Annotated in this window: 20 protein-coding genes, 1 pseudogene and 1 riboswitch; of the genes and pseudogenes, 14 read left to right on the forward strand and 7 right to left on the reverse strand. The window is 54.5% G+C overall.

Annotated elements, in window-relative coordinates; translation table 11 throughout:
- The first annotated feature begins 112 nt into the window (after positions 1-112).
- Positions 113-185: riboswitch (Fluoride riboswitch) on the forward strand.
- Positions 186-264: 79 nt separating this feature from the next.
- A complete protein-coding gene (locus tag BBI10_RS23970) occupies positions 265-1,593 on the forward strand; it encodes a voltage-gated chloride channel family protein (protein ID WP_065992356.1) in 1,329 nt (442 codons plus the stop codon).
- A gap of 155 nt (positions 1,594-1,748) precedes the next feature.
- On the opposite strand, the gene BBI10_RS23975 is transcribed toward BBI10_RS23970, so the two are convergent.
- Positions 1,749-2,894 carry a TDT family transporter gene (locus BBI10_RS23975; protein WP_372489465.1) on the reverse strand — a complete coding sequence of 382 codons (1,146 nt, stop codon included), beginning with the start codon at positions 2,892-2,894 and terminating at the stop codon, positions 1,749-1,751.
- Between the two features lie 137 nt (positions 2,895-3,031).
- Here BBI10_RS23975 and BBI10_RS23980 point away from each other — a divergent pair, with 137 nt between their 5' ends.
- From BBI10_RS23980 to copD, 6 genes are all read left to right on the forward strand, one after another.
- A complete protein-coding gene (locus tag BBI10_RS23980; RefSeq protein ID WP_065992360.1) occupies positions 3,032-3,952 on the forward strand; it encodes a LysR family transcriptional regulator in 921 nt (306 codons plus the stop codon).
- A gap of 287 nt (positions 3,953-4,239) precedes the next feature.
- Positions 4,240-4,443 (forward strand): co-regulatory protein PtrA N-terminal domain-containing protein, encoded by a 204-nt coding sequence (locus BBI10_RS23985; protein ID WP_032656495.1) that lies wholly within the window; start codon positions 4,240-4,242, stop codon positions 4,441-4,443.
- A 143-nt stretch (positions 4,444-4,586) separates the two neighbouring features.
- Positions 4,587-6,443, forward strand: coding sequence for a copper resistance system multicopper oxidase (locus BBI10_RS23990; protein WP_065992362.1), 1,857 nt, complete (start codon positions 4,587-4,589; stop codon positions 6,441-6,443).
- A 10-nt stretch (positions 6,444-6,453) separates the two neighbouring features.
- Positions 6,454-7,395, forward strand: coding sequence for a copper resistance protein B (locus BBI10_RS23995; RefSeq protein WP_083233251.1), 942 nt, complete (start codon positions 6,454-6,456; stop codon positions 7,393-7,395).
- 69 nt (positions 7,396-7,464) lie between these two features.
- Entirely contained in the window at positions 7,465-7,848 is a 384-nt protein-coding gene (gene copC, locus BBI10_RS24000) for a copper homeostasis periplasmic binding protein CopC (RefSeq protein ID WP_065992364.1), read from the forward strand.
- A gap of 2 nt (positions 7,849-7,850) precedes the next feature.
- Positions 7,851-8,786 (forward strand): copper homeostasis membrane protein CopD, encoded by a 936-nt coding sequence (gene copD, locus BBI10_RS24005; RefSeq protein ID WP_065992366.1) that lies wholly within the window; start codon positions 7,851-7,853, stop codon positions 8,784-8,786.
- A 51-nt stretch (positions 8,787-8,837) separates the two neighbouring features.
- Here the strand turns inward: copD and BBI10_RS24010 are convergent, their stop codons facing one another.
- Complete coding sequence (locus tag BBI10_RS24010; protein ID WP_065992367.1) at positions 8,838-9,284, reverse strand: DUF411 domain-containing protein; 447 nt, start codon at positions 9,282-9,284, stop codon at positions 8,838-8,840.
- A gap of 190 nt (positions 9,285-9,474) precedes the next feature.
- Here BBI10_RS24010 and BBI10_RS24015 point away from each other — a divergent pair, with 190 nt between their 5' ends.
- The 7 genes from BBI10_RS24015 to BBI10_RS24045 all read left to right on the forward strand — a co-directional run bounded on the left by BBI10_RS24015 (position 9,475) and on the right by BBI10_RS24045 (position 15,141).
- Positions 9,475-10,158: a heavy metal response regulator transcription factor gene (locus tag BBI10_RS24015; RefSeq protein WP_032656501.1), complete on the forward strand. Its 684-nt coding sequence runs from the start codon at positions 9,475-9,477 to the stop codon at positions 10,156-10,158.
- Positions 10,155-11,549 carry a heavy metal sensor histidine kinase gene (locus tag BBI10_RS24020; RefSeq protein ID WP_065992369.1) on the forward strand — a complete coding sequence of 465 codons (1,395 nt, stop codon included), beginning with the start codon at positions 10,155-10,157 and terminating at the stop codon, positions 11,547-11,549. The genes BBI10_RS24015 and BBI10_RS24020 overlap by 4 nt, the downstream gene beginning before the upstream one ends.
- A gap of 147 nt (positions 11,550-11,696) precedes the next feature.
- Positions 11,697-12,047 (forward strand): metalloregulator ArsR/SmtB family transcription factor, encoded by a 351-nt coding sequence (locus BBI10_RS24025; RefSeq protein ID WP_065992371.1) that lies wholly within the window; start codon positions 11,697-11,699, stop codon positions 12,045-12,047.
- A 22-nt stretch (positions 12,048-12,069) separates the two neighbouring features.
- The gene (locus BBI10_RS24030; protein ID WP_065992375.1) at positions 12,070-13,359 is read left to right on the forward strand and encodes an arsenic transporter; all 1,290 of its coding nucleotides are present in this window, start codon (positions 12,070-12,072) and stop codon (positions 13,357-13,359) included.
- 9 nt (positions 13,360-13,368) lie between these two features.
- On the forward strand, positions 13,369-13,839 hold the full coding sequence (locus BBI10_RS24035) for an arsenate reductase ArsC (protein ID WP_065992376.1): 471 nt from the start codon (positions 13,369-13,371) through the stop codon (positions 13,837-13,839).
- Positions 13,839-14,573 (forward strand): arsenical resistance protein ArsH, encoded by a 735-nt coding sequence (arsH, locus tag BBI10_RS24040; RefSeq protein WP_065993189.1) that lies wholly within the window; start codon positions 13,839-13,841, stop codon positions 14,571-14,573. The genes BBI10_RS24035 and arsH overlap by 1 nt, the downstream gene beginning before the upstream one ends.
- 19 nt (positions 14,574-14,592) lie before the next feature.
- Positions 14,593-15,141: an arsinothricin resistance N-acetyltransferase ArsN1 family B gene (locus BBI10_RS24045; protein ID WP_032656505.1), complete on the forward strand. Its 549-nt coding sequence runs from the start codon at positions 14,593-14,595 to the stop codon at positions 15,139-15,141.
- Between the two features lie 37 nt (positions 15,142-15,178).
- Here BBI10_RS24045 and BBI10_RS28140 read toward each other — a convergent pair.
- The 5 genes and pseudogenes from BBI10_RS28140 to BBI10_RS24070 all read right to left on the reverse strand — a co-directional run.
- Positions 15,179-15,298 (reverse strand): annotated as a pseudogene (locus BBI10_RS28140) (antitoxin Xre/MbcA/ParS toxin-binding domain-containing protein); the annotation flags it as partial.
- Positions 15,299-16,209: 911 nt separating this feature from the next.
- On the reverse strand, positions 16,210-17,001 hold the full coding sequence (locus BBI10_RS24055; protein ID WP_065992377.1) for a hypothetical protein: 792 nt from the start codon (positions 16,999-17,001) through the stop codon (positions 16,210-16,212).
- A gap of 116 nt (positions 17,002-17,117) precedes the next feature.
- Positions 17,118-17,540, reverse strand: a complete 423-nt coding sequence (locus tag BBI10_RS24060; RefSeq protein WP_065992378.1) for a hypothetical protein — start codon at positions 17,538-17,540, stop codon at positions 17,118-17,120.
- A gap of 615 nt (positions 17,541-18,155) precedes the next feature.
- Entirely contained in the window at positions 18,156-18,575 is a 420-nt protein-coding gene (locus BBI10_RS24065; RefSeq protein WP_226504910.1) for an HAD family hydrolase, read from the reverse strand.
- Between the two features lie 113 nt (positions 18,576-18,688).
- Positions 18,689-19,705 carry a glycosaminoglycan attachment site gene (locus BBI10_RS24070; protein WP_065992379.1) on the reverse strand — a complete coding sequence of 339 codons (1,017 nt, stop codon included), beginning with the start codon at positions 19,703-19,705 and terminating at the stop codon, positions 18,689-18,691.
- Positions 19,706-19,855 lie beyond the last annotated feature (150 nt).

Consider the following 19,855-nt stretch of genomic DNA (forward strand, 5'->3'; position numbering starts at 1 on the left):
TTACGAGTGAGATGCGACTCGATGCTCCTGTTACTCATGACAAGCTTTTAGGAAAGCTATTCGTCCTTCTATCTGATGATCAAGTTTACATCTCCGGGAGAGATCGCTATATTCGGGCCCTGGAGATGGCATTCCTCCACTTACCAACCGCTGCGCCCGTAGCAGCTGATGATGCCTACAGACACCTGATCAACACAGGGCTGTAGGCGTTCGCGCGAAATATCCCTTTTTGGTCAGGCTCACTTTCCTTGTGTGGCCGACCCCATGTCAAAACTCCGAAAACCTGAACAACTCGTCCTGCTTCCCTACATCGGGAAATGGCTGGTACTTGCCAGCGCCGTGGCACTTTTGGCGGGATCGGCATCCGCGCTATTTCTGTTCTCCCTCGATCACGCCACTCAATGGCGCGAGACCCACCGCTGGGCGATCTGGCTGCTGCCGCTGGCAGGCTTTGCTGTAGGGCTGGTTTACCACCTGGTTGGCAAGCCGGTAGACGCGGGCAACAACCTGCTGATCGACGAGATTCACGACCCGAAGCAAACCGTGCCGCTGCGCATGGTGCCTCTGGTGCTTGCGGGTACGCTAATTTCGCATCTATTTGGCGCATCGGTCGGACGCGAAGGCACCGCCGTGCAAATGGGCGGTGCTCTGGCCGATCAGATAACCCACCTGTTCCGACTGCGCCCCGAAGATCGCCGAATCATGCTCATGGCAGGCATCAGCGCAGGCTTCGCTTCGGTCTTCGGCACCCCGCTGGCGGGAGCATTGTTCGGCCTTGAAGTGCTCGCCATTGGCCGCATGCGCTACGACGCGTTGTTCCCATGCATGGTCGCCGCTATCGTCGCCGATCAAGTCGGGCTGCTCTGGGGCGTCGTGCACACCCACTACGTCATCGGCGAGATCGCGCCCGTGCAGTTCTGGACAGTGGTGGCAATGGTTGTCGCAGGCATCGTGTTCGGACTCGCGGGGCTGCTGTTCGCCACAGCCACCCATACCCTCGGGGCGTGGATAAAAAAGCTGATTCCCTATTCGCCTTTGCGCCCTGTTCTCGGCGGGATAGTGGTGGCCACGGCGGTGTGGGCATTGGATGCCTATCAGTACGTCGGCCTAGGCATTCCGAGCATCGTCCAGTCCTTTGCAGCCCCCGTTGCGCCATGGGACTGGTTCGGCAAACTCGCGTTTACCGTCGCATCACTCGGCACAGGCTTCAAAGGTGGCGAGGTCACGCCGCTGTTCTACATCGGCGCGACGCTGGGCAACGCGCTTGCGCCGCTGCTACACCTCCCATTCTCGATGCTCGCCGGTATCGGCTTCGTCGCAGTCTTCGCCGGCGCCGCCAACACACCACTGGCGACCATCGTCATGGCCATGGAGCTCTTCGGCCCAGAGATTGCCCCACTTGCCGCGATTGCCTGCATCGCCAGTTATCTGGTGTCCGGCCATACCGGGATCTATCACGCCCAACGCGTGGGCCACAGCAAACACCGCCATGCCCTACCGACTGATATCCGTCTTTCGGACATCAATAAATTTCACTCTCAGCGCAACGCCGTGAGCGCCCCGAAAAAAGTCGAGGAGGACGAACCAAAATGAGCAAGTCAGAACCCGATTCATGAGGTAACAGGCGGTCACCTGGGCCTGTTCGAAATGCCACACCCGAGCCCGCTTTCAGTGTCTACAAATCCCAACGCAGCCAAGGCTATCGTTGCGACGCTGTCGCGGGCATCGAGGCGGCTACATGATTTGAATTAACGCTGGGCCTGCTTTGCCTTGAGAGAAGCAATGCAGGGGGATACGAACAGATTCCCTCGGTAAGCACCTATGGTGGTCTTCGCCGCCACCACCAACCACATTACCGTCAACATCAGCACCAAAATCACACCCAGAACGTTAAAAAATGCCAAGTCCAAGATCACGCCCAACTTCAGGGTGGTCACGGCGTAGACGCCTAAAGGAAATGTGAAGCCCCACCAGCCCAGGTTGAATGGAATACCACCTTTCGCATATCGAGCAGTGATAAGCAGTGCCAAAAGCATCCACCACAAGCCAAGGCCCCAGAACAAAATGCCAGCGATCAGGCCAATCCCTGCTGCCACGGCTCCAGCATTAGCCATGCCGTGAGCGGCAAAGATGGCAGGGGCGTCGCCGCCGATGACCAGCATGCCTAGCGCTCCTGTTCCAATAGGCCCCAGCGATAACCACGATGATGCAGCCATGTTCTCGTGAGGCAATTTATGAAGCGCCAGGCGTAGCACCAGGATCACCAGAATGCTCAAGGCTACAGGGACGGAATAGGCCCACAGCACGTAGCTGGTAATCAGCATATTGAACTGCGCGCTCGCGTCGGCTAAATGTGGAGCGATCACCCCACCACTGGCGGCAGCGACTTCCGCAGCGACAACGGGAAGTAACCACACAGCAGTCATCTGGTCGATGCTGTGCTCTTGCCGCGTGAACATCATGAATGGAATGAGAACACCGCATGCCAGTGCCATGGCGACATCTAGCCACCACAGGCCATGGGCTAATGGTATTAGGGCATCACCCCAGGTCGGTACGCCATACTGCATCAAGCCGTTGATGATGGTTGCCAGCCCCATCGGGATCGTGCCGAAAAACATAGAGACGGTTGAATGACCGAAGATTTGCTTGGCTTCGTTGAAAAAGAAAACCCAACGTGCCGCGTACATAAGCGTAAAAGCACTGAAAAGCACAATGTTGAACAGCCAAAGTGCTTTTCCCGCGTATGACAGCAGCGCGATATTTCCTGGAAGCTGTCCTAACGCCAGGGCCAGGATGCCCGTACCCATCGTGGCGGCGAACCAGTTCGGGGTGAACTGCCGGATCGCTTCCCTTGGATTTGAGAGCGCCGACAGCGGCTGCCCTCCTTGCATTACTTTTGACAAGCTGATGTCTCGCATGGTGCCTCCACGGCGTGCTTCATCGGAGCAGTGCCTACAGAATAGCGGGGTGAATTTATCTAGAAAAACGGGTAATTTCTCTATGCCATACCCACTTAATAGGTAAGCTCGTGAAGCTGACTCTCCGCCAGCTCGACATTTTTCGAAGCATCGCTCAACTCGGCTCGACGACCCGGGCGAGTCTTGCACTGGCTTTGTCCCAGTCAGCTACGAGCGCAGCCCTCCAGGAATTGGAAGGCGCACTGGGCATCCAGTTATTTGATCGGGTCGGCAGACGCCTCGTGCTGAATGACAATGGGCAAACGCTTCTACCTCAGGCCATCCGGCTGCTTGAAGCGGCGGCTCAAATTGAAGAAGGTTTTCAAACGGACACGACGGCTCGGATGAGGATCGGTTGCAGCACTACAATTGGCAATTACATCATGCCCCTGCTGATCGAACGTTTGGCTGCGCGAGCGCCGGGCATTCAAGTCGATGTCATCATGGGCAACAGTGCAGATATCGCCAAGCAAGCCGCACAGCTTTCGATTGATATCGGCCTGATTGAGGGGCCGTGCCGCCAACCCGAGCTGACGATTCGTCCATGGTTTGAGGACGAACTGGTGATCATCGCAGCCTCAAATCATCCCCTTGCCGCTCAGGAAAAGCTGACTTCAGACGACCTCAATGCCGCTACCTGGCTGATTCGCGAGGACGGCTCAGGAACTGCTGATGAGGTGCTTCAATGGCTACTTCCCTACCTTGGCGACTGGAGCGACGCTCGCCGGATCGGTAGCTCCGAAGCCATTAAGCGAATGGTCGTTTCTGGAATCGGAATAAGCTGTTTGTCTTACTGGGTAGTGAGCGATGCAATCGCGGAAGGTAAGCTGAGGTTGTTGAATCATGACCTGCCGCCTCATAAGCGACAGCTCCACATCGTGCATCACCGCGAAAAATTTATTTCTCGCTCTCTCGAAGTTTTCTTACGGGCTGTGGAAGATTTTGAAGTGAATGGAGCTGAAAGGCTCGAAATCACATCCAATTCAATGTGAGTTTGCTGAACGCTTACGCTACGCTTAGCGTACTGACGGAAAAGCCTCACTCGGGGGCATCATTCCCATGGCAAAACATCCACTCACATAGCGGCTGGTGAGAGTTGTTCCCCCGATGTTACTTGCTGGCAGCGCTAAAAAAATATCCCCGCCTCTTATGGGGTTCCTGTCAAAAGTGTAATCGCTGCCTAAGCATACTGACAGGTGCCTCCCCTCATCATCCTCATCGAGCCGACGCTCAAACGCTCCAGATTCATCGAGAGTCAGTTCCTTTGAGGAGATGTATCATGAAAGCTATCAACGTTGTGGTTATTGCAATCAGTTTGGCTATGTCGTCACTGGCCTTTGCCGAAGGCGGCGGTGATCGCACCTATGAGCGCATGGAAAAAGCTCGTGTGGCTGCACTGGAGAACCGCAAACCAGTCTCTGAAGCGCAAGAAGATGTTGCGCAAGAAAAGCCTGCGGCTGAAAAGCAGAAGCATCACTGCTAAGTCGACCAGCTTACGGAAATGTAATCACGCCATTTTTTGGCTTATGGCATCTTCGATGTATCAAACGCACTCGCTATCCAAAAGGGCGAACCCTCGGGAATACAGTGCTGTGCGTGCACCTGACTGACAGGACATGAATCGGTATGCAATCCAAAACTTCTCGGCGCACCTTCGTAAAAGGGCTGACCGCTGGCGCGATTCTCGGTGGCTTAGGGCTCTGGCGTACGCCTCTTTGGGCGGCCACCAGCTTTGGCGAGACAAATGTCCTGTCGGGCACAGAGTTCGACCTTTTCATTGGAGAAACGCCGGTAAATATCACCGGAAGCCCCCGGACTGCCTTGACCATAAATGGTGGTATCCCAGGGCCTCTGCTGCGCTGGCGTGAAGGGGACACCGTCACCTTACGGGTCAAGAACCGCCTCACAGACATGACCTCCATCCATTGGCACGGGATTATTCTTCCCGCGAATATGGACGGTGTGCCGGGCCTTAGCTTCGGTGGGATCGCGCCTGATGGAACGTACGTTTACCAATTCAAGGTCAAGCAGAACGGAACGTACTGGTATCACAGTCACTCCGGCTTCCAAGAGCAGGTAGGTGTATACGGCCCGCTGGTAATTGAAGCAAAAGAGCCAGAGCCTTTTGAGTATGACCGTGACCACGTGGTGATGCTCACTGACTGGACGGATGAAGATCCGACTGCGCTAATGAAGACGCTCAAGAAGCAGGCGGACTACTACAACAACCACAAGCGAACAGTCGGTGACTTCATTAAGGACGTAGCGGATAGCGGTTGGTCAGCGACTGTCGCTGATCGCAAGATGTGGGCCGAGATGAAGATGAATCCTACTGACATTGCAGACGTCAGTGGCGCGACATACACCTATTTAATGAACGGCCACGCCCCGGACTCGAACTGGACAGGCACTTTCAAACCTGGCGAAAAGCTTAGGTTGAGGTTCATCAATGGTTCGGCCATGTCCTACTTTGATGTCCGTATTCCGGGCTTGAAGATGACCGTTGTAGCCGCCGATGGCCTGTATGTGAAGCCTGTGACCGTGGATGAATTCAGGATCGCCACAGCTGAGACCTTCGACGTGATCGTCGAACCAACTCAGGACGCCTACACACTGTTTGCGCAGTCGATGGATCGAACGGGGTACGCCAGAGGCACCTTGGCCGTCCGGCCTGGTCTCGCTGCCCCAGTACCTGAGCTTGACCCTCGTCCTCTCGTCACCATGGCCGACATGGGTATGGCCGGGATGGATCATGGCTCAATGTCTGGTATGGGCGATATGGCTGGAATGGATCACAGCAAGATGGCCGGTGCGCAAGACAACTCAATGCAGGGTATGTCGGGAATGGACGGCGGCGACATGAAGGGTATGAATCATGGCGCTACGCGAGACATTTCTGGCATGGACAGCATGGCTGCAATGGATCACAGCAAGATGTCTATGGGTGGCATGGAAGAAATGCAGCAGCACCCGGCCTCAGAGTCCAACAACCCTCTCGTCGATATGCAGGCCATGTCGACGTCGCCAAAGCTTGATGATCCCGGTATGGGCCTTCGCGAGAATGGCCGAAAGGTACTGACGTACTCTGATCTAAAAAGCACGTTTGAAGATCCAGATGGCCGTGAGCCAAGTCGCACCATCGAATTGCACTTGACCGGTCATATGGAGAAGTTTTCCTGGTCTTTCAACGGCGTGAAGTTTTCGGACGCCGAGCCTTTAAAACTGAAATATGGCGAGCGAGTCCGCATCGTTCTCGTGAACGACACGATGATGACGCATCCCATCCACTTGCATGGCATGTGGAGTGACCTTGAAGATGAAAACGGGCAATTCCTCGTCCGCAAACACACCATCGATATGCCGCCAGGATCAAAGCGCAGCTACCGAGTGACCGCCGATGCGCTAGGACGCTGGGCCTACCACTGCCATCTCCTGTACCACATGGAAATGGGCATGTTCCGTGAAGTGCGTGTAGAGGAATAAGGAGCCGACTATGAGCAATTTCTTTTGCGAGACTCGCATGCACTCAGCTGTATTCACGGTTGCTTTAACCGCTGCTTTTATCTTGCCTGTAGCCGCTGAACCGGGCCAGGGCACGAAAGACGGGCAGATGCAGGGTATGGATCACAGCCAGATGCAGGGCATGGATCACAGCAAAATGCAGGGTATGGATCATAGCCAGATGCAGGGTATGCAGCCTCCCAAGCAGCAGACCCAGACCCAAAGCCGGACACCGATAGCGGCTCTAACCGATGCGGATAGAGCCGCAGTCTATAACGCTCCTGGTGGTCACGAAGTCCACGACACTGCCCTCAACTCTTTTTTTATATTTGAGAAGCTGGAATGGCAGGATGCTGACGATGGGAGCGCGCTTAACTGGGAAGCCCAAGGTTGGATAGGTGGAGATGTTGATCGTCTATGGCTGCGCTCCGAAGGCGAGCGCACCAACGGAAAGACCGAAGAAGCTGAGGTTCAAGCTCTTTGGGGCCATTCCATCAGCCCTTGGTGGGATCTGGTCGGCGGGGTTCGTCAAGACTTCAAACCAGGCGACCCTCAAACGTGGGCGGCTTTCGGTATCCAGGGCTTGGCTCTCTACAATTTCGAAGCTCAGGCCACTGCTTATCTGGCTGAAGGTGGCCAGACCGCAGCTCGGCTGGAAGGTGATTACGACATCCTCCTGACCAACAAGCTCATTTTGCAACCGACGGCGGAATTCAATTTCTACGGTAAAAACGATCCCCAGCGGGGCATTGGTTCAGGGCTGTCAGAGAGTGAGGTCGGTTTGCGTCTTCGGTACGAAATCAGGCCAGAATTCGCACCTTACGTAGGTGTGACCTGGAATCGGGCTTATGGAAAGACCGCTGATTACGCCCGCGACGAAGGCGAAGACAGTAACGAAGCACGCCTCGTGCTTGGCGTCCGAGTGTGGTTCTAAATCAAAGTTAGAAGCACCAAATAATTATCTAACCTCATAACAACAGCTTTGCGCTGTGAGGAGCCTTGCATGTCTGTATTTAAATCCTGTGTTGTGGCCGTTGCTCTTTCTTCCAGCCTTCTGCTCAGCGCAGTTGCCCAGGCTCACCCGAAGCTGCTGTCTTCGACTCCGGCTGAAGGGGAGAGCGGCCCAGCTCCTGCGAAGATAGAACTGCATTTTTCCGAAAACCTGGTTACCCAGTTTTCCGGGGCCAAGTTGGTCATGACGGAAATGCCTGGCATGGCACATTCCCCTATGCCCATGAAGGCCAGCGTGGCTGGAAGTAGCGATCCTAAAACCATGATCTTGACTCCGGCAGCACCTCTCACTGCTGGCACCTACAAAGTGGAGTGGCGGGCGGTCTCCTCTGATACCCACCCGATTATCGGCAACGTTACGTTCAAAGTGAAGTAAGCATGAGCGACCCCCTGAATGTGGTGCTGCGCATAGCGCTTTATCTGGATTTGATGCTCTTGTTCGGCCTAGCGGTGTTTGGGCTGTACAGCTTTCGAGGTAAAGAGCGCGTATCCGGAGCGGTACTTCATTTTGGATGGATACTGCCCGGCACCGCTGCTATAGGCATGCTGTTGTCCATAGCAGCTTTCGTGGTTATGACAAGCAATATGAGCGGCGCCTCCGATTGGGTCGAGCTGCGGCCTCACATAGAAATGATGCTGTACGAGACTGAGATCGGCTATAGCTGGGTGACGCGCATGATCTCGCTAGCGGTGGTCATTGTTGTCGCAAGCCAAAGCAAGCGATGGCCAACAGAGAGTCTATGGGTTGCTACCTTGGCGGGCAGCATCGCCCTAGCGACGCTCGCGTGGACAGGTCATGGAGCCATGGATGAAGGTGCTAAGCGGTTCTGGCACTTTGCCGCTGATATCCTGCATTTACTTGCCGCTGGCGGGTGGATCGGTGCCCTCGCGGCGTTTGGTTTGATGTTGAGGATAAAAGGGTCTGATCCTGAGCTACTTGTCCGAGTACTTTCACGAGCACTCAGCGGATTCGAAACAGCCGGTGCTCTGATCGTTGGTACGGTCATAGTGACCGGTGTCGCCAATTACCTCTTCATCGTTGGGCCGACAGTGGCCAATGTCATATCAGGCGCCTATGGCGTTCTTCTACTCGTGAAAATCGTGCTGTTCGCCGGCATGATCGGACTTGCTACCCTGAATCGTTTCTACCTGAGTCCTGCCCTTGAGCGGTCTGCGCAGGCCGGTGATTACTCTCTGGCAGTGACTGCTTTGAGAAAAAGCGTGGTGCTCGAATCCACCTGTGCCGTGGTCATCGTCGTCCTGGTGGCTTGGCTGGGGACTTTAAGCCCATCAATCGACATGGCTCAAGGGTAAGCTCGATGCCAGATCTGGGCGGCTCCAAGAGGGGCCCAGATCCAGCCAACACTATTGGCTGAGTGGGTAGGTAGCCACCACTTCTTGCGCACCTGCCTTGGTGACTCCCATGACTTTATACGGCTGATAATTTTGACCGTATTCCATGCCTGGAGAACCTGCTGGCATGCCTGGCACTGCAATCCCTACGAGATCGGAGCGGCCGCTCAGCTTCTTGATTTCGTCGGCTGGTACATGACCTTCTACGAATTTGCCGCCAATCACAGCGGTATGGCATGAGGCGAGTTCCTGTGGAACACCCAGTTTCTGCTTGATAGCGCTCATATTGCTTTCTACATGGTCGACCACTTTGAATCCACTCGACTCAAGGTGTTTGACCCACTCCTTGCAGCAGCCGCAGTTCGCGTCGCGGTGTACATCTATTGTGAGCGGCGCTGCCGCCTGGGCGGCACCACAAATCATCAACGCCACAGCCAGCGATAGCTTTCGTTTGAACATTCCATGCACCTCATCAAGGTTAGTCTGCGGTTGCTTAGGCGCCCTTGGCCTAGGCCGCGAGTGGCGCTTACTTACCGGTTACAACGTAGGTTAAGCGCAAAGAATCAGATTGCCGATTACATTTGCGTCAGCTTGCGCATAGCGGCCAATTTGGTAGCACAATTGAACGCCGCACAACCGGAGCCCAAGCATGAAACTCTTGGTAGCAGAAGACGAACCCAAAACAGGCATGTATCTACAGCAAGGTCTAGTAGAGGCCGGGTTCAGTGTTGATCGGGTTGTGACCGGTACGGAAGCACTGCATCAAGCACTGAGTGAGACCTACGATCTCCTAATTCTGGACGTGATGATGCCGGGCATCGACGGCTGGGATGTCGTCCGAAGCGTTCGCGCAGCTGGGCGCGCAGTTCCTGTGCTGTTTCTGACGGCCAGAGACGGAGTTGATGATCGGGTCAAGGGGTTAGAGCTAGGAGCTGACGATTATCTGGTTAAGCCATTCGCCTTTTCCGAGTTGCTTGCTCGCGTAAGAAGCTTGCTTCGCCGTGGTTCCGCCGCGCCCAACCAGACATCAATCAAGATCGGGGATCTGGAAGTCGATCTTCTGAAGCGCCGCGCCATGCGCTCTGGTCGCCGGATAGACCTCACGGCTAAGGAGTTTTCGCTACTTGAATTGCTGATGCGCCGTCGGGGGGAAGTCTTGCCAAAATCCCTGATCGCATCGCAGGTCTGGGATATGAATTTCGACAGCGATACCAACGTAATCGAAGTCGCTATTCGCCGCCTCCGAGCCAAAGTCGATGATGATTTTGACACCAAGCTGATCCAGACCATGAGGGGAATGGGCTACATGCTAGACGCTCCCGAAACAGAATGAAGCGCGCTTCCCTTACCCTCCGTTTGAGCATGATGTTTGTCTGTGCCGTGGTCGCCGTGCTGGTAGTGGCGGGCTTTACTTTCGATGCGTTTAGCCAACATCACTTCAAGGTTCTTGACCGTCAAGCCATGACGGAAAAGCTCGAATCCATCCGCCAAATCATGGAAGGCGAAGCTGGCTCCGCAGACTCATCAGAAGTCGTGCTGCAACTACAGGCTTTGCTTGGTGCACATCAGGAACTCTCCGCCTCGATTACCACCAAGGAAGGGAGGACGATCTTCGCCACACAGAATGCAGTTGAGCATCCTCCTTCCCACTCGGGCGATCCTGGAGAAGACATGTGGGAGTGGACTGTTGGCGGCCATATGTACCGTGGCATGCAGGCCCAGGTTCGATTAGTAAACGAAGCCGGGCCGCTGAACGCGTGGTTGAGTCTAGATATCACTAGCCATCTGCATTTCGTTGAAACCTTGCGGTGGTGGCTGGTGATCGGACTGACGATTAGTGTCTTGGTCAGCGCAGCTTTAGGGTGGTTGGTGGCGCGTAGTGGGTTGAAGCCGGTCGCACAGGTGACGCGGGTCGCAGCCTCGATGTCAGCGGGATCGCTCAAAGAGCGTATCCCGATGGACTCGGTGCCTCGTGAGCTTGAAAGCCTAGTCTCCTCGTTCAACGCCATGCTTGCTCGCCTTGATGAGTCTTTTGTTCGGCTGTCCAACTTTTCGGCTGATATCGCGCACGAGCTGCGCACTCCTATCAGCAATCTGCGGACACATACAGAAGTCATCCTCGCAAAGAAACGTGCGCCCGAAATCTATGAAGAGAATCTCTATTCCAACCTTGAGGATCTGAACCGCCTCTCAAGCATTATTGATGGCATGCTTTTTTTGGCCAAATCGGATAACGGTCTGATTCTACCAACCAAAGAAAAAATCGAGTTGCGTTCGGTCGTCGAAAAGCTCTTCGAGTATTACCAGTTGCTGGCAGACGACACTGGGGTGACGCTACAGCTTTCCGGGCATGGCGCAGTGTACGGCGACGACACTATGTTGGATCGGATGATCTCTAATCTGCTGTCCAATGCGCTCCGGTACACACCACCAGGCTCCGTGATCTCCATCAGAATCGAACCTGATGGCGACATGATCAGCTTGTCAGTGCAAAACCCTGGAGAGGAGATAGCAGCACAACATTTACCCCGGCTGTTTGATCGTTTTTACAGAGTCGATCCTGCTCGCAGAGAGGGCAGCACCACAAACGCGGGGTTAGGTTTGGCAATCGTCAAATCACTGGTTGACGTTCATGGCGGCACCGTTAAATGTGTCTCCGGGGGAGGTTATACGGCCTTTAAGATCAGCCTGCCAGCGTGGGACAGCGATGCTCATAGTGTGTGAGCTATACGAACGCAGCGGCCCCCTCCCAAGGAGAGTGCGCTGGAGGTAGCGGAGGTCGTTAAATACATTCGCTTGGTGTTTGTGCATGCGGTTTGAATGTGGTTACATCTGTATATTCGGTTATCCACATGTATTGGGCGGTCGCTTATGAGCCTGGCACCACACACCTTCTTCAAGTGCCTGGGGGACGAAACTCGCGCTCGGATCATGCTCATGCTTTCGGCTGAGGGTGAGTTGTGCGTGTGCGAGTTGATCTGGGCACTGGACGATAGCCAGTCGAAGGTCTCCAGGCATCTTGCCCAACTGCGGGCTTGCGGGTTACTCGCAGATCGGAGGCAGGGTCAGTGGGTTTACTACCGGCTGCATCCCGAGCTTGAACAGTGGGCACTGGATGTTCTGAACGTCACTACGCAGGCGCACCAGTCCTGGGTTAACGACAGTCAAGGAAGGCTGGCTTCGATGGAAGACAGACCCGTGCGCCAAGCCTCCTGCTGCTGACCTTCTGATTCGGAACATACCCATGCTCATCGCTGCGTCAATTTTCGTAGTTACGCTTGTCTTTGTTATCTGGCAACCCAGGGGGTTAGGTGTCGGCTGGAGCGCGGCAGTGGGTGCCGTCCTGGCATTGCTGACTGGCGTCGTGAGTCTGGGGGATGTGCCGGTTGTGTGGCACATCGTCTGGAACGCTACCGCGACCTTCATTGCAGTGATCATTATCAGTTTGCTGCTTGATGAAGCGGGATTCTTTAAATGGGCGGCGCTGCATGTGGCTCGCTGGGGTCAGGGCAAAGGTGGACGCCTGTTTGCGCTGATGATCCTGCTCGGTGCAGCCGTCTCGGCACTGTTCGCCAATGATGGAGCCGCACTGATTCTGACCCCAATCGTCATCGCGATGCTGACGGCGCTTCGTTTCAGTCCGGCATCCACTCTGGCATTCGTGATGGCCGCAGGCTTCATCGCGGATACCGCCAGTCTGCCCATGGTCGTGTCGAATCTGGTCAACATCGTTTCGGCTGACTTTTTCAGCGTGGGTTTTGGTGAGTACGCCTCGGTGATGTGGCCAGTGAACCTGGTGGCGGTGGCCGCGACGCTGTTCATGCTCTGGATGTTCTATCGCAAGGACATTCCAACCCAGTACGACGCTAATCAGCTTGAAGCCCCAGATGCAGTAATTCGTGACCGGGCGACATTCATTGCTGGCTGGTGGGTACTTGGCCTGCTGCTGCTTGGCCTGTTCGCACTGGAGCCGCTGGGCATCCCCATCAGCGCCGTTGCTGCTGCGTGTGCGGTGATCCTGCTGATCATTGCTGGAAAAGGCCACATCATCTCCACGCGAAAGGTCATCAAGCACGCGCCTTGGCAAATTGTCGTGTTTTCGCTGGGCATGTATCTGGTGGTCTATGGCCTGCGTAATGCCGGGCTAACCGACTCGCTCTCGGCGCTGTTGAACATATTTGCTGAGCATGGCCTATGGGCCGCTACCTTGGGCACCGGTATCACCGCTGCGCTGTTGTCCTCGATGATGAACAACATGCCGAGTGTGCTTATCGGCGCTCTGTCCATTCAGGGCAGCGACGCTACGGGACTGGTGCGTGAGGCCATGATCTACGCCAATGTCATCGGTTGCGATCTCGGCCCAAAGATCACGCCCATCGGAAGCCTGGCCACGTTGCTGTGGCTGCATGTTCTGGCACAGAAAAACATCCGCATCACCTGGGGCTACTACTTCAAAGTCGGCAGCATCCTCACTCTTCCTATCTTGCTGGTAACGCTAGTGGCACTGGCGTTGCGGCTGAGCATCCCTGTCTAGGAGAAACCCATGAAAGTGTTATTTATGTGTACGGCAAACAGCTGCCGGAGCGTTCTCTCGGAGGGGTTGTTCAACCATCTGGCCCCGAGCGGCTTTACTGCCGTCAGTTCTGGCAGCTTCCCTAGCGGGAAACTGAATTTACGCGCCGTGAGTACGCTGCAAGCGCTGGGTATCGATACCTCGGGGCTTTACAGCAAAGGCTCAGAGGTCTTTTCGGACTCACCACCGAATGTTGTGATAACCGTGTGTGACAAGGCTGGAGGCGAAACATGCCCGGTCTATTTTGGGCCTGCTGTCAAAAGCCACTGGGGGCTTGCCGATCCTTCCGATGTGGAAGGAACAGACAGCGAAATCCAGGCCGCATTTGACGCAACCGTCGTCCAGATTAAAAAGCGTTTCGAGGCATTCTTCAGCTTGGATCATTCGACGCTTACACCGCAGGAACTGAAGCGCGAGCTAGATCGTATAGGTGAGCTGTGATGGACGAATTTTCGTCGGAGAGCAGTCCGGATCTACCTAATCTGGATCAGGCGCTGATTGACGTCGCCACACTGGATCGTCTGCAAGGCAACGAGCAACCGACTCACAAGCCGCGCATCTTGTTGCTGTATGGCTCAACCCGTGAGCGCTCTTTCAGCAGGCTACTGACCCAAGAGGCCGCGCGCATCCTGACCCTAATGGGAGCCGAGGCAGTTATTTTTGATCCCTCGGGCTTGCCTCTCCCTGATGACGCTCCGGAAGACCATCCAAAGGTTAAAGAGCTGCGGGATCTGGTTCTGTGGTCAGAGGGACAGGTTTGGTGTTCGCCGGAGCGTCACGGCGCGATGTCTGCTGTATTCAAAGCCCAAATCGATTGGATTCCGCTCACGATGGGGGCTGTCCGGCCCAGCCAGGGCAAGACCCTGGCCGTCATGCAGGTCTGCGGTGGATCACAGTCGTTCAACACGGTAAATCAGCTGCGAATTCTCGGGCGCTGGATGCGGATGATCACCATCCCAAACCAGTCGTCAGTACCCAAGGCCTTCCTGGAGTTCGACGACGCAGGCCGTATGAAGCCATCTGCCTACTACGACCGTGTGGTCGACGTGATGGAGGAACTAATGAAGTTCACGCTGATGGTTCGGGGCCGGGAAACGTATCTGGTAGATCGCTACTCGGAGCGAAAGGAAAGCGCCGAGTCGCTCTCGAAACGAGTCAATCAAAGATCGATTTGAGCCACCAAGGGGATAGAGGATGAGCAAGACGACAGTAAGGATTGCGCAGGTTTCGGACGCTCAAGCCATCCAGGCAATCTACGCACCAATGGTTGAGAGCACTACGATTTCGTTCGAGCTTGAGCCGCCTTCAGTCGAAGAGATGGCCATGCGGATTGAGTCGACTCTGCTAACTTACCCGTACCTGGTTGCGGTGCGAGACGGCCAGGTCATCGGCTATGCATATGCCAGTCAGCACCGGGCTCGTGAGGCCTATCGCTGGTCGGTCGACGTCACCGTTTATATATCGCCAGAAGCGCACCGTAGTGGCGTCGGTCGGGCACTGTATGACGTGTTGCTGCCAACATTGAAGAAGCAAGGTTTTCACGCAGCCTATGCCGGGATCGCTCTGCCCAATGATGGCAGCGTGGGACTACACGAAGCACTTGGCTTCGCTCACATTGGTACGTATCCAGAAGTAGGATTCAAGCATGGCGCTTGGCGTGATGTTGGATATTGGCGTATCGCGCTGGATTCAACGAATCCGCCAAAACTGCCCGTGCTTTTCAGTGAGATCAGTCTCTTCTGAATCAGCCACGACCAGCAGATCAAGTGCGCTTGCCCCCTCAAAAAGAAAACCCCTCAGCTAGCTGGAACAGCATCTCTTCAACCTGGCGAGTTCCAACGGTGCTGGTAAGCATCAATAGTGGGCTTTTACCCGAGAAGCGTTCTTTCGGCTTGGTTATCCGAGTAGCGCTGCAGCGTTTCGAAAGTCGTGAAACGAAAAAACCGGAATTGGGCTTACCAGATTCCGGAATTTTCAGCCTGCAGATTTCACAGGTGCGTTGGGATCAAACCATTCCTCAAACGTTCACCTGCCGGCCTCTGCGGCTGCGATGCTCCATCTTTTTCCACTACCGGACGCCAGTGTGCGGGTCTGCTGTTTAGGATAATGCGGGAGGGGGAAATAAATTCCAGAGGGCATGATGGCGAAAGTTTTTGTGATCGGCGCCACGGGTGAAACGGGAATTCGGCTCTGCCAGCAACTGGTTGCCCGGCGTCACGAGGTGCTCGGACTGCACCGCAAACCTGAGCAATATTCACGCTCAAACTCTATGGCGTCGAGCCTGTCTTGGGTCGTAACCAGATCGTCAAGCTGAATGCGATGTTTTGGTCGGGCCATGAATCGCTTAGCCATGGTAATAGTCAGTTCAATGCCTGATGGATTGGACTGGCGGGACTCCTGGATGGTCTCAAGCTTCAGATCCAGCGCGCTGAAGAAGGTATCTGCGTCGCTCCCACTCTCGACGGTCGCGCGACGGCTTGTGATCTAATGATGAGCGGCTGGGGGGCGTTTTATCAGCGCAAAGGCATGAAAGCTTCTGGGTGGTCGGAGCAGGTCATGAATATACTCCTGGGCGTTTCTAGCTTGCATGGGCGGGAGGAGCTGGTTGCGGAGCTGAAGTAGATGGGTTTGGACTGCGGTGAGTACCTGGTTCGCACCTTTGGCGAGCAGTTTTTATCATATGCCGCCAGTGGAGAGGCCGGGATCCTCCGTCGAGCGGCATGTGACGACGTTCCGTACTCACGGTCTTTACTCCTGAGCGACCCGGGCTGACAAGATGTAAGGGATGAATGGATGTAGGGTAGGGCGTCGTCACAACACTGCTGTAGTAAAAATGTCCGCAGGTATGAAAAAACCCTGAATGACATTTGCCAGATACCCACGATTTATGCGGGCGTCTCGGGCCGTAAAGCCTGCGCGGGCCATCTGATTGTCCGACTCAGCATTGATCTCAGCAATGAATGAACGGGTCTCCTTCACGGAGAGCGCCCGGCTCAGATCACGATGTGGCCATCTCGTAACGTACCCTTGAATAATGCTGGTAATGAACCTGGCGTCCATCTCTGCCCGATCGGCATCCTTATCGATCATGTACATACCAAGGTGATTACGAAGGAACTGCTGCGATGAGCGGCTCAGATGGGGATCCAGAATCGTGAAATCGACGTAGACGCCTTGTCCACTCTGGATAGCAAACCAACTGGCGTAGTAGGAAATTCTATCCTGTAAGCGGTTCAGCCCTTGGTAGGTGCATCGATCGAAAGCCTCATCTTGGCTCAGGGCAAATTGAACATCGCCCTCTCTGATCAGACCATACAGCGCCAGCAGGTCACTAACGGCCCAAACCGTGGCAGTTAACTCCGCCTTAGACATTTCGAGCTCAGTTGCTAGGAACCCTTTGAATCCCACCATTGTCATGGGATTGAGTGCATTATCAATGGGCGCGTCGATAATGGCGAGGTACGCGTCGTAAAAATTCAATGCAAGCATCACACGCTGCTGCCGTTCGATTTGATCAGGGAAGGCCTCCCTCAGCGATAATTCGCACTGGGTTGGATTCAGCATTGTCATACCGCAGGCGAGGATCTGGTCTTGTTTCAGCATACGTATCAAAGTCCCTGGTCGAATTCAGAATGGCTTGTTTAAGAAGTTCTCTCGGTTTGGCAGCCATGAATCGACTTCGGCAGCAGGTAAGAACCGGGTCGGCCTGGCTGCAGAGTTCATCTTGAGATGTAGCCTTTGGACACGTTTTGTTCGTGGTACCACTCATGGTTCCGCAGCGCATTTCCATGCTCCTCCGACGGGTTCGCTCCGGGCTCGCTGGGATAGTCAGCGGGAAACATCTCTCGCAGCCGACAAAGCTCTTCAAAAACGGACTGGGCCCGGGCTATTCTTTGTGATTGAAGGTGTTCAGCGATCTGCCTAAACCCTGGCGAAGCAGCACCGTGGTCAGAGAACCAAGCTTTAAGGTCTTCATAGATTTGTTGATGACGGCGGTCGAATCCGCCACAACGTTGGTCTGTGTCGGAGAAGAACTTGCTTGGATTGTACTGGTATAGGATAAAGTCCTGCAGGAGGTAAGCAGTACCATACATTCCTGTTAGAAAGATGTCGCGGTGAGTAATATACGGTGATTCGGGCATGCTAATATTCTCCTATTGTGCTTCGCATTAAATTAAGTGACCGGGTTTAACGTGTAAGTGGTACTCAATCATTTGGTAAATTTTGATAAGCATGCTCATGCTTGTGCAATGTTTAAGTCCACGAATGGCGTTTTTACGTTGGATTGCAAACTGCCGACATTTCTTGTTATTTCCTCACGGGCATACAATTTGCAGTGGATATAGGTCATGGTGATCACGTTGAGTTCTGAGCGACTTGCTAACTAAAGATGATGGCGGCGGTAGTGTCAAGCTATTATTTAGAGCTGGTGTATTGGTTGCGGGTATAACATTGATTTTGCCTTAAATTGATAACTGAGTTTTCGTAACTAAGATTGTGGGATTACCAATATTTAGTTAATTTAGCTGTCGGTGACTGCGTCGTCGCTAAAGTGGCCATCGGGGCAATTGGAAAAAATGGCTGTTCGCTTCCAAAGGTGAGGTGAGCAGAGTTTCCGGGCCTCTCACGGGATGGCCGGCAATCTCAAGGCGCTGAATTCATGCGGGTGTTCAGGCCGCCGGAGAGCTCTCATCGTGTTGTATAGGGGAGTATTGCCATTGCTGATGGCATTTTCGTGATGTCCAAGATCCAGTTTTTCATGTGGCACAGGAGTGTTCATGGAAGGGAGTTGCTCGCAATCTCACGACTGCGCTGTACAGTCGGCGTACGGGTTCTCCATATGGTGCAGCGAGATTGGAGGCAACGGCAATCTTGATGCCTTCGGCCTGCAGCATTTCCACTGCTCGCATTCCATCATCAAACGGTTCGATGCTATCTAGATCAGCGTCCAGTGCGCCTTGAATTTCGACCATGAGATCGGGTCGTACGCTGATTTCGAAAAGCTCAGCCGCTTCCGCCAGGCTCAGGCTGCGGGTCATGACCTGGTGCAGATTGTTCGGCTGCGGGAGACGCCCTTGTCGGATGCCATCTTTCAAAATCATGCGATAGGGGTGTCTGCCCTGCGGGATTCGAAGTAAGGTGCCGAACGCGTCGAAAAGTATGAATCTGACGGACATCTGGATTGCCTTTAACAACTGCGGTTGAGGCCCGCTTCATCTGGTTTGGCAGGATACAGTGGGTCAGAAGGGCACACATTCGAAGCGACCAGCCGTATGTGGCTGGTCGGCCCTCAAGTGATCTTGATGCTTTGCAGCATCCTTAAGAGCAGAAAATCATCCGGGGCATCCAAGATGAGCTCCCCATCATCAGCGACCCTTACCTCGCATAGCCGGGGATGGCTGAGCAGTCCAGGAGGCAGGGGATGCCGAGCAAACGGATTGTGAAGCACATAGAGTCCGTCCATGAGGTGCTCTGTGTAGTCTCGTTTCCAGGTATTCCGCACCACTGGAATCAGGCTCCCTTGATTAGGGTGCAAGGTGGTGTACACGGACGGTGCCTCAGGACTATCAGCCAGAGCCCTCAGCTTCCCCCAAGTGGCGAGGCAGCTATAAACAACCGCTGATACTTCCGCATGTGAGTCGTCACAAAACAGTCCGACCTCAATGTTGGTATTGGCATTTTTAGGCGCTGCAGTGACGTTGTACGATACGACGTGGGTGTCCCCCGGTTTGGTCGCCGCCTCGTCGTGGTAAAGCCCATACAATGCTGCAAGGATTGGGCGCCCAGATGCGAAATGTGAGTGCGGCCTGTCGAACGATGCGATGCCAATTACGAAGGGTTTGCCTTCAACGTGCGCATGGTTGAGGTAGCTTTTGCGGTACTTCTTAATCTTGGCATCGAAACTGTTGCAAATCCGCAGGGTTGATTCGATGTTGAAATCGGTGAAGTCCTTAGGAGGTGCGGCCATGGGAAAGCCAAATGCAGGTTCTCCGCCAACCGGCGGTCTTGCAATCGTCGCTTCCAGGCAGAATGGCACGCCCCCCTCCACCACGAAGTCAGGGGCATGATGACGAAGGTTGATTGGTAGACCCAATTCCTTGAGCGCAGCAAACAGGTAGAGCTCCCAGAATGAGGACTCGAAAGTCGTTTGCAGCTCTCTGACAAACTTACCGTCACGATCTTCGAAGCCCTCGGCCCATTTAGCCAAAACTGCGCGCTCGGGCCCGTAGGGCGCCTCGTTCATCATTTGAAAAATCGCATGCTGGGTCTCGGCATCGACCTGATGTGTGAATAGATCAATGGGCATGACGCGCTTCCTTGAGCAAAGCCGTTAGAGTTCAGACCTTCGCGGAAGACTATTCGAGGGTGACTATCATATCAACGCTGTGTCCTGGCGTTGAATGTAGTAAAGATTTCGGCAGGGCTAGTACTGGATTTTTGGATGACCCACAGGACA

The organism is Pseudomonas graminis, from assembly GCF_001705435.1.
GTDB lineage: Bacteria > Pseudomonadota > Gammaproteobacteria > Pseudomonadales > Pseudomonadaceae > Aquipseudomonas > Aquipseudomonas graminis_B.